This is a genomic window from Cryobacterium sp. Hh38, assembly GCF_004403235.1.
Lineage (GTDB): Bacteria > Actinomycetota > Actinomycetes > Actinomycetales > Microbacteriaceae > Cryobacterium > Cryobacterium levicorallinum.
The window spans coordinates 35,011-47,928 of the sequence record NZ_SOHD01000022.1; the positions used below are offsets into that span (position 1 = coordinate 35,011).

The window sequence follows — 12,918 nt, forward strand, 5'->3', positions numbered from 1 at the left end:
AGCATCAAGGACAAGCCCATGTCTATGACCATGAATGCGCTGCAAATCAAGTCGTTCGATACCCCGGACGAACGGCGCGCGCCGGAGAAGACCGTTCTGGGAGTGAACCACTTCAGGCCGTATACGATCGGCCGCATGACGATGCAGCCTGGCTGGAGTTGGTCCGAGTGCATCCAACCCGTGGTGCACACCGATTCCTGCCAGCTGGTCCACGTCGGCTATGCCATTTCGGGAACGCTCGAGACCGTGCTCGATGACGGCACCACGGCCACCATCACGGCCGGTGACGCCTATCCGATCCCGTCGGGACACAACGCGCGGGTAGTCGGTGACGAGCCGTTCATTGGCATCGAGTTTGAGTGCGCCGGGGTGTTTGGCGTGCCAACGAGCTGACCCAGCGTGTTCACCGATCGAGAGGATGCCGGGCGCCAGCTGGCCGCCCGGCTCGAGTACCTGCGACCCAGCGACCCCGTCGTCGTCGGCTTGCCGCGCGGGGGAGTGCCAGTGGCGTTCGAAGTGGCGGGGGCGCTGCACGCTCCGTTGGACGTCATCGTGGTGCGCAAGCTCGGCGCCCCGATGGATCCTGAGGTGGCCATGGGCGCCATCGGCGAGGACGGTGTGCGGGTGCTCAACGACGACGTCCTCCGGCAGGTTGGCGTGAGGGCGGCAGCCCTGAGCACGGTCGAACAGCGGGAACGGGCACAACTCGAAGCCAGGGAAACCCTGTTTCGTGGCGGTCGGGAGCGGGTCGCGCTCCAGGGTCGGGTGGTGATCATCGTGGATGACGGCATCGCAACGGGTGCCACCGCGCGAGTCGCCTGTCAGGTGGCTCGACGGCTCGGCGCTTTCCGGGTGGTGGTGGCAGCCCCCGGTTATGCTGGAGACACATTTTAGCGAGCGGGAGCACTCAGTGAACGAGAACACATCCGGGCCCAGCCCGCAGGTCATTGAGGGCGTTTTCGACCTCGCCCGCGACGGCCTGACCGGTCCGCTGGGTGAAATGCTCGACGCCGGGGTGCCCATCAATATGGTCAACCCGCGCGGAGACACGCTGTTGATCGTCGCGGCCTATCAGCAGCACCCCGAGACCGTCGCTGACCTGCTTCGCCGCGGGGCGGACGCATCCGCAATTAATGCGATGGGCCAAACCGCCATCTCGTGCGCGGTCTTTCGCAACAATGAGGCGATTCTGCGATTGCTCCTGGAAGCGGATGCCGACCCTCGCCTCGGCACACACAGTGGCGTCGCCATCGCCGACCAGTTCGGGCTGCCGCGCATGCGCGAGATCATCGAGTCGTACCCGCGCGACTGAAAGCCAGGAAGGGCGCCTCCCGAAGGGGAGACGCCCTGGCTGCTAAGCGGTTTGGTTAGCGGCCGAGTCCGAGATCGCCGAGAACGTCGTTGACGATCGAGTCGACCGAGCCGTCGATGTCACCGCTGTCGATGTCGCCGCCATCAACGCCATCGATGTCGGTGCCGTTACCGGCGTCGACCGGAGCCTCGATCGGTGCTACCACGTCGGTGCCGTTCCCGACGGATGCGTCATTGCCGACCTCGTTGCCCGAGGCGACATCGCCGATGTCGTTCGTGAGCGAGTCGTCAATGAGCGGGCCGTTGACGACGCCACCGTTGCCGACGCCGCCGACGGAGGTGTCGTTGCCGAGCACACCGTTGCCCGTTGCCTCGTTGCCGGAGAGGTTGAACAGGCCACCGATGATGTCCAGGCGGTTCTGTTCGGAGGAGTTGTCGGTGCTCGTGCTCGTCGTGGTGCTCGTGCTGTCGCCGGTGAAGGCCTGCGCGGGAGCGACGAAACCACCGATGATGAGAGCGGATGCCGCGGCGCCGGTGAATCCCAGCGCCGTGATCTTGCGAACGTTCGTGTGCTTCGTGATCGTGTTCATGAGAGCTCCTAATCGTTGTTCTGTTCCAGCCTCGAGTTGTTTTCGGGCCGCACAGATGGTCCGGAGCCCCGGCGATCCGGGTTTGGTTGACTCCCCCACAACGGGGGCCGTGAACCGTACGGCACGCTCATGTTGCGACCGCAGATCGCCGCGACGAGCGGCATCCACTCGCCGTCGCGGCAAAACCTGAGAAGACGCTGGCAGCCGTACTCTGAAAGAGAGGCAGTGTCGGAAGCGGCAGCAGGCAGGATGGCAGCACCTGCGGTGGCTCAACTCCCAAGTGGCCCGGTGGCAGGCGGTTCGGTCGGTCCAGCCAGGCGAGCACCTGCGGTACGCATATGCGTCACCATTGCGGTGGCGGCCGCTTCGGAATCACCCGCGGCGATAGTCTCATAGACGGCGGTGTGTTCCACAATGGCCAATCTTGCGTGCTCGTTGTCTTGAACAGACCGGTCCGACCAGACACGCAGGAGCGAGCGGATGTTCTGCAGCAGATCCAGAAGTGCCGTGTTGTCGGTGCTCTGCGCCAGTTCCAGATGAAACTGGAGATCAGCCTCGACGAACGCCGAGAGGTCGGATGCGGACAGTCGCATTTTCTCCAGATGGCCGTGCAGACGCGCGATCGCAGCGGGGGGCATCCGTTCGGTGGCGCGGTCGGCGTCTGCGGATCCGACGTTCATTTCTGGCATGATGGTCGTCTTGGCGACTGGATCGTTGATGAGCCCCTCGTCCTCGGACACGAATCGGGCGGTCGAATTGTTGCCGTCGGGCGAGCCATCGACCCGGAACGGGTGGGTCAACGTGTGTCCATTCTCGAGCCCCTGTCGGTAGCGATCGCCACCGCCCAAAAGGGCCGCATAACCATCGGTACCCGTGTTCTCATCACCGGTGCCGGTCCGATCCGCATCATCACCGCGCAGGTCGCTCGTGCCTATGGGACCAGCGAGATCATCATCTCGGATGTGAGCCCCGCACGCCGAGCGCAAGCGCTGCTCGTTGGTGCGACCCGAGCAATCGATCCACTTGTCGAAGACATCGCGACGCTTGGACTCGCGGTGGACGTATTTGTGGATGCCTCGGGTGCAGCGAGCGCCGTACAATCGGGCCTGCGAGCCGTTCGCGCCGGGGGAATCGTCGTGCTCGTCAGAATGGGCGCGGGGGAAATTGCCCTGCCGATTTCCGTCATCCAGAACCGTGAACTCATCGTCACGGGCATCTTTCGGTACGCCAACACCTGGCCGACGGCCATCGACTTGGTGAGTCGAGGCCTCGTTGATCTGGATTCCCTCGTCACCGGCCATTTCGACCTCGACCAGGTTGACGCCGCCCTACGTTCGACGACACAACCGGGTGTTCTGAAATCCATCGTGACCCCCAACCCGACCGCGCGATGACGGCGGCACCTGAGCGACCGGTGCTCCTGCCGAGCAACCAGCCAGCGAACCGGTTCTACGCCGGTGGGCCAAAAATTCGCGCCTTCCGGCACGAGGAAGGAAGCATCGATCATGTTCCCGAAGATTGGGTTGCATCGACCACGACGATTTTCGGTGAAAAGGACATTGGGCTGACCGAGCTTCCAACCGGGGAACGACTCCGCGACGCTGTTCTCGGTGACCCGGTCGGTTGGTTGGGCCGTGACCACCATACACAGTTCGGTGCCGGTGTCTTTATCGTTGAGGTGCAGGAGCCCGAAGACATGTCCGTGCTGCTGGAGTGGAAAGGCTTTGCGTTCGATGGGCCGCGGCACGGTCATCTCGGGATTGGCGTCGAGAAAGCTTTGGAGGCGACCGACCGTCAGGGGTGGTCGTTGGCGGAGCTCGAAACGCTCCTCGTGCACGCTGGCACCGGCGCGCACACCCTGGTGCCGCAGGCCGGATCCTACTTTCGTGCGGAATACAGGTCGGTAGCGGGGAGACCGTGCTGGAGGCAGGCGTCAGCATTCTCGTGATCCTCTCGGGGAGCGGGCAGCTCACCGCGGCGAACGGGTCCCACGCCGTTCTCGCGCCGGGGCTCACGATTCTCACGCCGCACAACATCGGTGAGCTCACCATAACCGGTGAGCTGACGCTGCTGCGGTGTCATCCGCCGATGCCCGATCAGGCGCGATAATCAGATCTCATCCGAGGAGCAGCGGCGGCGTCAGCCGAGTAGGTCGACCACGCGGTCGCGCAGCAGGTTGCTGCGCTCGGTGAAGCTGCGCTGCCGGCGCACGTACTCGGCCTTGCCCGCGGCAGTTTCGACCGCTACCGGCTCATAGCCCCAGGCGCTCAGGTCGTAGGGGGAGGCCTCCATGTCGAGCTGGCGGATGTCGCGCGCAAGCTCGAAGGCGTCCAGCAGGACCTCGCCGGGAACCAGGGGGCCGAGCTTGATCACCCACTTGTAGATGTCCATGCCGGCGTGCAGGCAGCCCGGCTGCTCCAGCACCGGCTGGTTCTCCCGCGACGGTTGCAGCTGATTGAGTGGCAGGGCCGCCGGGGTGAAGAACCGAAACGCGTCGAAGTGGCTGCAGGCCACGCGGTTGCCGTCGACGACGGCGTCGGTGTCGCTCTGGCCGAGGCGCAGCGGCGCGACGTGCCGGTGCTCACCCTGGCGGTAGACCATCGCCCACTCGTGCAGTCCGAAACAGCCGAAGTGGGCTGGCCGCTGCCGGGTCGCGGTGAGGAGTGTTCCGATGAAGCGGATGACGCGCTCATTTTTTGCGGAGAAGGCGGCGGCATCCACCTGGCTGGCGCTGCCCGTGCTGCGGTACCACTTCCACGTTGCGCGGGGCAGATCGGCCGCGCCCTGGAGCAGCACGCCGGCGCCGGGATGCCAGCGGCGCAGCAGGCCCGGGCGAAATGGATAGTACGTGAACAGAAAATCGTCGACCGGATGTGTCTGGCCGGTTGCCGCGCGCTCTCGGCGGCCGCGAGTGAAGGCGTCGGCGCGTTCCTCGTGAACCTGCTCGCGGCCCCGCCACTCGTCGGTCTCGAGCTCCTGGGTCTGGTCAGTACGTCGCACCCGTCGACACTACGCCGTCAACCCTGAAGATGCTGGCTGCCCAGGCCGACGGCGGGCAGCAGGACGACTGGCGTTGGAACTTCTACATCAACGTCGTCATCACCGTGGTCGCTATTGTCGGCGCGGCGGTCTTCGTCAGCCACGTCACGCGCACGGGCCCGCGACCGAAGCTCGATATTCCCGGAACCCTGCTGGTCTCCGGAGGCCTATTCGGTCTGGTCTACGGATTCTCCAATGCGGAGACCGACGGTGGGACTTCATCCTGACCTGGGGCACGCTTGTGGTGGCCGGGATTCTGCTGGTCGCGTTCGTGCTTCGGCAACGCAAGGCGGCGCATCCTCTTCTGCCAATGGCCATCGTGCTGGAACGCAACCGCGCGGCCGCCTACATTTCGATTCTCATCTCTGGTGCGGGTATATTCGGCGTCTTCCTGTTCGTGACCTACTTTCTGCAGACCTCACTGCAGTATTCGCCGATGCAGACCGGTCTGTCGTTCCTGCCGATGATCGCCATGCTCGTGCTGGCCGCGCAGCTGTCGACGAACATTTTCGTGCCTCGATTCGGGCCCAAGGTACTGGTGCCGATCGGCATGGCCCGCGGCGCGATCGGCATGGTGTATCTCACACACCTCGATTTGAACAGCGTCTACGCGGTCGATGTGCTGCCGCCGCTGATGATCATCGGGCTTGCGATGGGAACGATCATGCCCGCCTCCATGCAGACCGCGACGCTCGGCGTCGACGGCCAATTCGCGGGGGTCGCCTCGGCGATGGTCAACACCAGCCAGCAGATCGGCGGTTCCCTCGGAACGGCGTTGCCTAATACCCTCGCCGCCACTGCGGCCACCAACTACGTCGCCGATCACCTGCCCGCAACGGCCGCGGTTGCCGCCCAGGCTGCTGTTGACGGCTATGCCGTGGCTGACTGGTGGGGTGCAGGGTTCTTCTTGGGCGGTGCGATCATCGCGGCCTTGCTGTTTCGTCGCATCGGGCACGGCATCTCGCTCCGCTACTGACCTTTGTAGAAAGCGGATGCCTCTGTCGAGGCGCGAAGAACGAGTGATCGAGACCCACGTCAGGAATCTCGATCAGCGGTAGGCCTACTTTTCCCAGTGGGGTTTCTCGGCTGGGGTGGCGGCGCGGTTTTGGCCGGCGGGGCGCCAGGTTTGGGTGGGGTCGAAGATGAGGGGTCCGCGGACCCAGGGGCGTCCGTGTCGCATGTCGATGTTCCATCCGGATGTTTCGATGCTGGCATGCGCGGCGTTGCAGATGAGAACGGCGTTGTCGATATTTGTCAGACCTTCCTTATTCCAGGGAATAACGTGGTGAGCCTGCGTGAGGTGGGGTGGCACGGTGCAGCCGGGGATGACACAGCCACCATCACGGGCCGCTAATGCTCGGCGTTGGCTGTTGGTGAAGAATCGGTTGGTGGTGCCGAGGTGCACAACCTGACCCTGGTGGCCGAACAACACGGGCTGATAGCCGCCGGCGCAGACGAGTTCTTCGACTTGTTTGACGCTGAGGGGACCGTTGATGCCGTCGATCCAGCCGGCGCCGCGCCCGGCGAGGAGGTCGTCGATGTGGATGTGCACCAGCACCGTTGGTGCCGCGCCGCCCATCGTCGGGGTTCCCGGCTGTCGAGCGGCCGCTTCGAACACCGCGCGGAGGATGCCGGCCTGCTTCTCACCAATCGAGCGGATGTCGCCGGGTTCCTGCGGGCAAGGACTGAGCACCTGGCCGTCGCTTGCTCCAGCCTGCTCGTCGCGGCCTGCGTGCCGGCCATGCTGGCTGTCGGTCTGCCCGTCGGTCATCGCCGCTGCCGTCGTTGCCATGGACTTATCAAGGTACTCGGAACGACGCAGCACATCCGTCGTCGACAGCACCCGGGCGCCATCAACAACCCGGCCCACACCCTCCAGCGCAAGCAACATGCTCAAGGACTCGTCATCACCGAGCAGCCCGAACGACACCCCGCCCAACGCCGCCAACAACGCATCCCGCGCCTGCTCCACCGCCACAATCACAGGGTTCACACTGACCTCGCTCGGGTTTTCCATGAACATGGGCGCCATTGCCTCCTTCCCATGATTGTAGCCCAAACCGAACACAAAAGCGAGAGAAGCTCAGGTAAATTTCTACACGAATTTCGGTGCTACAGCGAATTGGCGGAGCTTCCCCCGCGCTGGAAGGCCCTGAATCACGTTCAATTGAAAGGTTCGTGCCCTCGGAAGCGTTGCGGTGACGCGAAAGACAAATAAAAATAACTATCGAAACTCTGTCACCATTTTATGCAGGGCAGATTCGGGCGATTGGAATGGCGTCCCGATCCACAAACAGCGTGCGCGGGCATGCCGGGCCCATGTTGCGAACGCGCTCCCAGCTGTTTGACAGGCCAGGACCAAGAACAGTGCGCGCCGGCGCAGCCCGACGGCTGGCGCAGAAGACTGTAGGGGCACCGGCGCAACGCAGCCGCAACGCGGCCGCAACGGGAACCGCAACCGCCGGCAAAGTGGCCGCGCAGGCGCAGGAGTGCCCCGGACGCGCAGGCCCAGGCGGAGCCCTCCAGCTTCGGCGTTACGCGGCCAGGGGAGTGAGCTCCACACTCCAGCGGATGGCGCGGACGCCGGCCCGGGTGCCGTGCGGCTCGCCGCCGTGGCCGCACAGGCGGCGGCACTCCACGAGGTCCGCGGCTGGGGTGATGTGCGGGTCGCGGCAGGAGCTGTCGTAGCCGGTGTAGTCGATTTCAAGCAAGAGTTCGTCGTCGGTCATGGTTGTGGTTCCACTTCAGCGGGGCATCTCGTCGGAGCTGCCGGGCGAATGCACCTACCGGAGCAGGCGTTTGCCTCGAATTGATCGTGCGCGAATTGGTGGCACGCGATCAGGATCGAAACCCGATGTCACTCTCCGGCGATGCTGACGGAGCTGGTCTATGCGTACGAGGCTAGGTCGCCCGGGTACGGATTGTCTGCAAGAAGGCGAAAATGTTTCAGTTCGTTACCTGATGGAAATGCCTCTTGCCCATTTCGGGTAGCGGGTAACGATTTGCGCGCGCCAGCGTTGGTCCCAGTATGACTATTCCGCTGTCCATTCTTGACCTCGCTCCGATTGCCCCTGGGGAGACCGCTCGAGAGAGCTTTGCGGCGAGTGTCGCGCTGGCCCAGACCGCCGAAAAACACGGGTATGCGCGCGTCTGGTATGCGGAGCACCACAATATGCCGACGATCGGATCGTCGGCGACCAGCATTCTGATCGGCCACGTTGCTGGGCAGACCAGCACCATTCGGCTCGGATCCGGCGGCGTCATGCTGCCCAACCACTCGCCGCTCGTGATCGCCGAGCAGTACGGCACTCTCGCCGAGCTCTACCCCGATCGCATCGACCTGGGCCTTGGACGGGCGCCCGGCAGCGACCAGACCACCGCTCGGGCGATGCGACGCGATCCGCGTGCCTCCGACCAGTTTCCCCAGGACGTCATGGAACTGCAGGCTTACCTGCGCGGCCAGTCGATCGTGCCCGGTGTGCAGGCGGTTCCCGGAGCCGGCACCAACGTTCCGCTGTACATTCTCGGCTCCTCGCTGTTCGGCGCCGGTCTCGCCGCCGCACTCGGCTTGCCCTACGCCTTCGCCTCGCACTTCGCGCCCGACGCGCTTCACGAGGCCATCGCGCTCTACCGCCGCGACTTCAGGCCCTCGGAGCAGCTCGCCGCCCCGCACCTCATTATTGCCGCCAACGTGATCGCGGCCGATGAGAAAGCGGATGCTGTGGCGCAGTTTGACACGACCCGTCGCATCCGGGTGCGCGGCATGCTCTCCCGCGGACCGGCCACGCCCGAGTACAGCGACGACCAGATCGACGTCTTCCTGACCACCCCGGAGGGCCGGAACATCGCCAACATGATGCGCTACTCGGCCGTCGGAACGGCGGACGAGGTGCGCGCCTACCTCAAGGAATTCGCCGAGGGAACCGGGGCCGATGAGCTCATTCTGGCCCACCAGTCGCCGCTGATCGAGGAACGCCTGCGGTCGGTCGAGCTGACCGCCGATGCGATGAATCTTGTCGCGGCCTAGATTGGCCTGATGACTCCGGACGCGCTCGTCGACCTGTGTCTGAGCCTGCCTCAGGCTGTTGAGACCTTTCCGTTCGGCGAGGAGACGAGCGTGTTCAAAACCAGCGGCAACGGCAAGATTTTTGCCCTTGCTGCCCTGGCCGGCGACCCGCTGACGGTCTCACTAAAGTGTGATCCGGAGGAAAGCCGCGCACTGCGTGAGGAGTTTCCCGCGTGGATCACGCCGGGGTATCACCTCAATAAGAAGCACTGGATCACGATTGTGCTCGATGGCCATGTGCCCCGCGAGCTCGTCGAGGAGCTGCTGCGGGATAGCCACGCTCTCGTGCGGCCGAGAGTTCCCCGGGCGCAGCAACGTCCCAACGTTGACGAGACGTGAGTTACAGGCCGTTGAAATCAGGTCGAGACTCACGGGTCGGCAAACGGATGCCGCCAAATCACACCTCGGCGAGCGGTTCGCCCAGTGGGTCGGCCGCGCCGAGGTCGGCCAGCGCCATGCCGCCGACCGGGAGGCCGGCCCAAGACAGCAGGGTCCAACCGTCCTCTGGCGAGCCGGTGAGCTCGACCACACCGGTGTTATCGAGCTCGTTCTCACTGGCGAAAGTGGGCGGCACGTTCTGGGCACGCGCGGCCGTCCACACCCGAATCGCCGCGCCGTGGCTGAACACCGCCGCCACTTCCGAGCGCCCCGCCGCCGCAGCAATGTCTACGTCGAACCGACGCAGGAAATCGTGGCCGTCGTGAGCACCCGGCATCCGCTTATCAAGATCGCCGGAACCCCAGGCCACCGCGGTCTCTAAATAGGCACGAACGGATGCCCGATCACGCAGACCCTCCAGCGACCCGGCTTCGATCTCGTGCAAACCCCCGGCGACCTGCAGCTCTAGACCGCGGTCGGCGGCGAGCGGATGCGCCGTTAGCTGGGTGCGCTGGAGCGTTGATACGAAGATGGCGTCGATCGGGTCGGAGCGCAGGGCATCGGGAATCGCAGCGGCCTGGCGCAGACCGAGATTGGTCAGGCCCGGACCGGGATGCGCGGTGTCGAGCCGCCCGAGAACGTTGCCGGGAGTCTGGCCGTGACGGATCAAAAGAAGTCGCATGGTCCCTCCAGCATAAGCATCGAGCCTGAATGGCGAGCGGTTCGCGGCGCGGGCACGCAGCCGACAGTGGCAGCATGGGACACACACCCACGACCGGTCAAACAGGAAGCAGCCCCATGACGATCATCAAAATCAACGCCATCACCGTGCCGAGCGATGGCGGCGACGAGCTCGCCCAGCGCTTCGCCGCCCGCGCCGGTGCCGTCGACGACCGCCCCGGTTTTGAGGGCTTCGAACTGCTCAAGCCGACCGACGACCGCCTGACCTGGCTCGTCGTGACCCGCTGGGCCGATGAGGAATCCTTTCAGGCCTGGCTCACCTCGCCGTCCTTCGCGCACGGGCACCGCAGCGAGACGCCGAAAGACGGCGAGCCGGCCGCGCGCCCGGTCGGTGTGAGCAGTGAGCTGTGGTCCTACGCCATCGCCGGTGGAACCGGGCGCTGACGATGTCTGGCGGCACGGCAGAAGCGGTCGCGCACCTCGGATAGTGCCTTAGATATCCGTGGCGATTTCGAACTTGGTCAGCAGGGGCGGGCCGGCCAGGACTGCTCCGAGGGGTGATTTTCCTGGCCCGGCTCGAAAGGTGCGGTAGGCGGCGTCGTGCTCCAGTGACGCCCACTTCTCCACGAGTACGAAGTGGGTGGGGTCTTCGGTATCGACGAGGACATCCACGCCAAGACATCCAGTGAAGGCTCTGGTAACGATGAGAGTCTCGTGCAGGATGTCAGGAGCGTCAGCGAGAGACTCGGTTTTCACATGGATGTCGAGAAAAGCAGTGATGGGCACGAAAAGCTCCTTGCGGTTGAGGATGGGACCACTATGCGTGATCTATTGAATCCGGAGGTGGATCGGGAGTGTCGCTTTCGAGCAGCTCGGTGATCGACCGGAGGGTTTCGGGGGAGACATCGCCGAGCATCCGGGCAGCGAAGCTCACCACGCGCGCAACGCGCAGGCTCTTCACGAAGGCGAGTTGAGCGTCGACCCGTTCGGGCAGGTCGCCATCGGAGCCGAGCATGTACTCCGGAGGGATGCGGAAGAACTCGGCGATTCCGGTGAGCAATGCCGGATCGGTGACGAGCGGTCCTTCGCCGGTGATCATGTACGCCCAGCGAGCTCGCGACAGGGTCAGGCCGCGTTCCTTGAGCCCCGCTTCGATCTGGCGATAGGTGTACGGAGTATTTCCTTCAGCGACGACGACGTCAAGCAGTAAGTTGAGTTTGCGCGCCAAATCCACCTGGGGGCTCACCTCGTCGGCGCCCCGCGCGACGGTCATCTGGTCACCCCGGCCAGAGCGGTGGTTCGGGCCTGCGTGCGCGCTTCGGCCAGGTCGATCACGGCCAGGTCGGCGGGGGACAGGGCCTGCCCGGGGCGCAATAGCAGACTGTCACGAATTTCGACGTGCCGCCGATAGAGGTGCACTCCGGGACTGCGCACGGTGAGTAGCTGAAGCGGTGACAGCTCTCGTTCGATACTGAGTTCGGGAGTGTCGGCCAGGAGGCGTTGCCACAGCGGCGTGATCTTCCAGAGCAGCACGCGGTCGCGGTAATTCTTTCGGGCGGCGGCCAGCCCGTCAGCGGATGGAGTGAGTCCCAAGCCGACCCCGAGACTGATCGGGGCGACGAGTAAGACCAGTCTCTGCACAGATTCACGCCACTCCGGCAAGACAAAGTTCGGATCGAGAGCTGTCTGTGAAGCACCGATGAGGCTGTTCACGGCATAGGTCAGAATGCACAGGCATCCGAGGATCATCAAGCTGAGGGCCGACCTGGTTACGGGTCTGGACTGGGTGCGCAAGTCAGTCAGACAGGCATAAGAAACCGAGACTGAGAAGAGTGCGATGGTGACCCAGGTCGTCGACGCGTAAGCGGTGTAGTCCCACCGGGCGATATACGACTGGGAGATGTTCTGCGTCAAGCGCCACTCGCTTGAGAAAAACAAGGTGGCTTGCAGTGAAATAATTATGCCCCCGACGAGTGCGGTGATCCTTCGTCGACTGCGCGTGATAGCAGAGCCGCTGACCGCCTCCTGGACCATCAGGTCGGCCAGCCCTACAGTGGCGATCGCCACAGCATGGAACAGAAAGTAGGTTGTATTTACGCCGCCCAGGATTGAATCTACAGCGTCGTACACGGGTTTTGGCTGCAAGCTCATGGTTAGGGCAAATGAAGACAAGAACCACAAAAGCGAGCGGCGACGCCCTCTGATGGCTGAAGGCAGGCAGAGGATCGCAGCTGTCCAGAGGATTCCGGACGCGGTAATGAGGATGGTCGCTTGCACTAGAGAACTCGTCCGAATCCGGTGGGGGTGCCCTGGACAGCTTCGGGTGCGTCCTGCAGCATGATGAGGGCCAATCGATCTCCGATGGCTTCGGCCAGGGCTTCCTGCTCATCGGTGAACTGGCTCCGCGACAGGGCGTAGGCGATCGCGTCGATCGGAATCAGGGGTGCCAGCAGCGCAATTCGTTCCGCAGAAATGAGTTCTTTCTCGTGATCGAGAATCATGTGACCGAACTCGTGGTTGAGGAATTGCTGGCGGTGCACCGGGGAGGTGGTTGGTGCCAAATGGATTCGCTCAAAGTTCTCACCGGCCACGGCGATCCACAGCCCGCAGAGCCCCGACTCCAGCATGCGGGGGGTCGCGCTCTGCACCACGATCTTTTTTCCACGCACCGATTCCATGTGCCGGTGCAGCAATTCAGCCGTCAGTGGGCGGGGCAGACCGAGGTCGGACACCATCGTGTGTGCCCGTTTCTGCCGTGCTTCGTAGCTCATACGATGCCCCCTGTTAGCCCATTAGCCTACCCCGCAGCGGGATCGGCCACCGCAAGTATGCACCGGCGCCCATATTGGGCTA

At 64.1% G+C, this 12,918-nt stretch carries 21 protein-coding genes; 11 read left to right on the top strand and 10 right to left on the bottom strand.

Going from position 1 to position 12,918, the window contains the following annotated elements; all coding sequences use genetic code 11:
* Positions 1 to 18 precede the first annotated feature (18 nt).
* Genes E3T41_RS07405 through E3T41_RS07415 form a run of 3 tightly spaced genes read left to right on the top strand, consistent with a single transcriptional unit; the run spans position 19 to position 1,312 of the window.
* Complete coding sequence (locus E3T41_RS07405; RefSeq protein ID WP_307725697.1) at positions 19 to 393, top strand: cupin domain-containing protein; 375 nt, start codon at positions 19 to 21, stop codon at positions 391 to 393.
* 6 nt (positions 394 to 399) lie between these two features.
* Positions 400 to 894, top strand: a complete 495-nt coding sequence (locus E3T41_RS07410; protein ID WP_134477929.1) for a phosphoribosyltransferase — start codon at positions 400 to 402, stop codon at positions 892 to 894.
* A 16-nt stretch (positions 895 to 910) separates the two neighbouring features.
* Positions 911 to 1,312: an ankyrin repeat domain-containing protein gene (locus E3T41_RS07415; protein WP_198415535.1), complete on the top strand. Its 402-nt coding sequence runs from the start codon at positions 911 to 913 to the stop codon at positions 1,310 to 1,312.
* Between the two features lie 55 nt (positions 1,313 to 1,367).
* On the opposite strand, the gene E3T41_RS07420 is transcribed toward E3T41_RS07415, so the two are convergent.
* Positions 1,368 to 1,901, bottom strand: a complete 534-nt coding sequence (locus E3T41_RS07420) for a hypothetical protein (RefSeq protein ID WP_134477931.1) — start codon at positions 1,899 to 1,901, stop codon at positions 1,368 to 1,370.
* A gap of 269 nt (positions 1,902 to 2,170) precedes the next feature.
* Positions 2,171 to 2,701, bottom strand: a complete 531-nt coding sequence (locus tag E3T41_RS18460) for a FadR/GntR family transcriptional regulator (RefSeq protein WP_241991067.1) — start codon at positions 2,699 to 2,701, stop codon at positions 2,171 to 2,173.
* Here E3T41_RS18460 and E3T41_RS07430 point away from each other — a divergent pair.
* From E3T41_RS07430 to E3T41_RS07440, 3 genes are read left to right on the top strand one after another with little or no spacing between them, the layout of a single operon-like run.
* Positions 2,612 to 3,295, top strand: a complete 684-nt coding sequence (locus E3T41_RS07430; RefSeq protein WP_241991080.1) for a zinc-binding dehydrogenase — start codon at positions 2,612 to 2,614, stop codon at positions 3,293 to 3,295. The genes E3T41_RS18460 and E3T41_RS07430 overlap by 90 nt on opposite strands.
* A complete protein-coding gene (locus E3T41_RS07435) occupies positions 3,292 to 3,849 on the top strand; it encodes a hypothetical protein (RefSeq protein ID WP_134477932.1) in 558 nt (185 codons plus the stop codon). The genes E3T41_RS07430 and E3T41_RS07435 overlap by 4 nt, the downstream gene beginning before the upstream one ends.
* A complete protein-coding gene (locus tag E3T41_RS07440) occupies positions 3,819 to 4,010 on the top strand; it encodes a hypothetical protein (RefSeq protein WP_134477934.1) in 192 nt (63 codons plus the stop codon). The genes E3T41_RS07435 and E3T41_RS07440 overlap by 31 nt, the downstream gene beginning before the upstream one ends.
* A 30-nt stretch (positions 4,011 to 4,040) precedes the next feature.
* Here the strand turns inward: E3T41_RS07440 and E3T41_RS07445 are convergent, their stop codons facing one another.
* A complete protein-coding gene (locus E3T41_RS07445) occupies positions 4,041 to 4,901 on the bottom strand; it encodes a 3-methyladenine DNA glycosylase (RefSeq protein ID WP_104132752.1) in 861 nt (286 codons plus the stop codon).
* A 29-nt stretch (positions 4,902 to 4,930) separates the two neighbouring features.
* Between E3T41_RS07445 and E3T41_RS18465 the strand changes: the two genes are divergently transcribed.
* A complete protein-coding gene (locus E3T41_RS18465) occupies positions 4,931 to 5,167 on the top strand; it encodes a hypothetical protein (protein ID WP_241991068.1) in 237 nt (78 codons plus the stop codon).
* A gap of 17 nt (positions 5,168 to 5,184) precedes the next feature.
* Positions 5,185 to 5,916, top strand: coding sequence for an MFS transporter (locus tag E3T41_RS07450; protein ID WP_241991069.1), 732 nt, complete (start codon positions 5,185 to 5,187; stop codon positions 5,914 to 5,916).
* Between the two features lie 84 nt (positions 5,917 to 6,000).
* Here the strand turns inward: E3T41_RS07450 and E3T41_RS07455 are convergent, their stop codons facing one another.
* On the bottom strand, positions 6,001 to 6,972 hold the full coding sequence (locus E3T41_RS07455) for an HNH endonuclease signature motif containing protein (protein WP_134477936.1): 972 nt from the start codon (positions 6,970 to 6,972) through the stop codon (positions 6,001 to 6,003).
* Between the two features lie 502 nt (positions 6,973 to 7,474).
* The gene (locus E3T41_RS07460; protein WP_092452225.1) at positions 7,475 to 7,669 is read right to left on the bottom strand and encodes a hypothetical protein; all 195 of its coding nucleotides are present in this window, start codon (positions 7,667 to 7,669) and stop codon (positions 7,475 to 7,477) included.
* Positions 7,670 to 7,968: 299 nt separating this feature from the next.
* Between E3T41_RS07460 and E3T41_RS07465 the strand changes: the two genes are divergently transcribed.
* Together E3T41_RS07465 and E3T41_RS07470 are read left to right on the top strand one after the other, a co-directional pair.
* Positions 7,969 to 8,967 carry an LLM class flavin-dependent oxidoreductase gene (locus E3T41_RS07465; protein ID WP_092452223.1) on the top strand — a complete coding sequence of 333 codons (999 nt, stop codon included), beginning with the start codon at positions 7,969 to 7,971 and terminating at the stop codon, positions 8,965 to 8,967.
* Positions 8,968 to 8,976: 9 nt separating this feature from the next.
* The gene (locus tag E3T41_RS07470) at positions 8,977 to 9,345 is read left to right on the top strand and encodes an MmcQ/YjbR family DNA-binding protein (RefSeq protein WP_104131124.1); all 369 of its coding nucleotides are present in this window, start codon (positions 8,977 to 8,979) and stop codon (positions 9,343 to 9,345) included.
* A 58-nt stretch (positions 9,346 to 9,403) separates the two neighbouring features.
* Here the strand turns inward: E3T41_RS07470 and E3T41_RS07475 are convergent, their stop codons facing one another.
* Positions 9,404 to 10,066 carry a histidine phosphatase family protein gene (locus E3T41_RS07475; RefSeq protein WP_134477938.1) on the bottom strand — a complete coding sequence of 221 codons (663 nt, stop codon included), beginning with the start codon at positions 10,064 to 10,066 and terminating at the stop codon, positions 9,404 to 9,406.
* 116 nt (positions 10,067 to 10,182) lie between these two features.
* Between E3T41_RS07475 and E3T41_RS07480 the strand changes: the two genes are divergently transcribed.
* Positions 10,183 to 10,509 (top strand): antibiotic biosynthesis monooxygenase, encoded by a 327-nt coding sequence (locus E3T41_RS07480; RefSeq protein ID WP_092452218.1) that lies wholly within the window; start codon positions 10,183 to 10,185, stop codon positions 10,507 to 10,509.
* Between the two features lie 48 nt (positions 10,510 to 10,557).
* Here the strand turns inward: E3T41_RS07480 and E3T41_RS07485 are convergent, their stop codons facing one another.
* The 4 genes from E3T41_RS07485 to E3T41_RS07500 all read right to left on the bottom strand — a co-directional run bounded on the left by E3T41_RS07485 (position 10,558) and on the right by E3T41_RS07500 (position 12,836).
* Positions 10,558 to 10,851 (bottom strand): putative quinol monooxygenase, encoded by a 294-nt coding sequence (locus tag E3T41_RS07485; protein ID WP_092452215.1) that lies wholly within the window; start codon positions 10,849 to 10,851, stop codon positions 10,558 to 10,560.
* A gap of 31 nt (positions 10,852 to 10,882) precedes the next feature.
* Positions 10,883 to 11,338: a hypothetical protein gene (locus E3T41_RS07490; RefSeq protein WP_134477940.1), complete on the bottom strand. Its 456-nt coding sequence runs from the start codon at positions 11,336 to 11,338 to the stop codon at positions 10,883 to 10,885.
* Positions 11,335 to 11,979, bottom strand: a complete 645-nt coding sequence (locus tag E3T41_RS07495) for a DUF6545 domain-containing protein (protein WP_134477942.1) — start codon at positions 11,977 to 11,979, stop codon at positions 11,335 to 11,337. The genes E3T41_RS07490 and E3T41_RS07495 overlap by 4 nt, the downstream gene beginning before the upstream one ends.
* Before the next feature lie 362 nt (positions 11,980 to 12,341).
* Positions 12,342 to 12,836, bottom strand: coding sequence for a hypothetical protein (locus E3T41_RS07500; protein WP_134477944.1), 495 nt, complete (start codon positions 12,834 to 12,836; stop codon positions 12,342 to 12,344).
* Between the last annotated feature and the right edge of the window lie 82 nt (positions 12,837 to 12,918).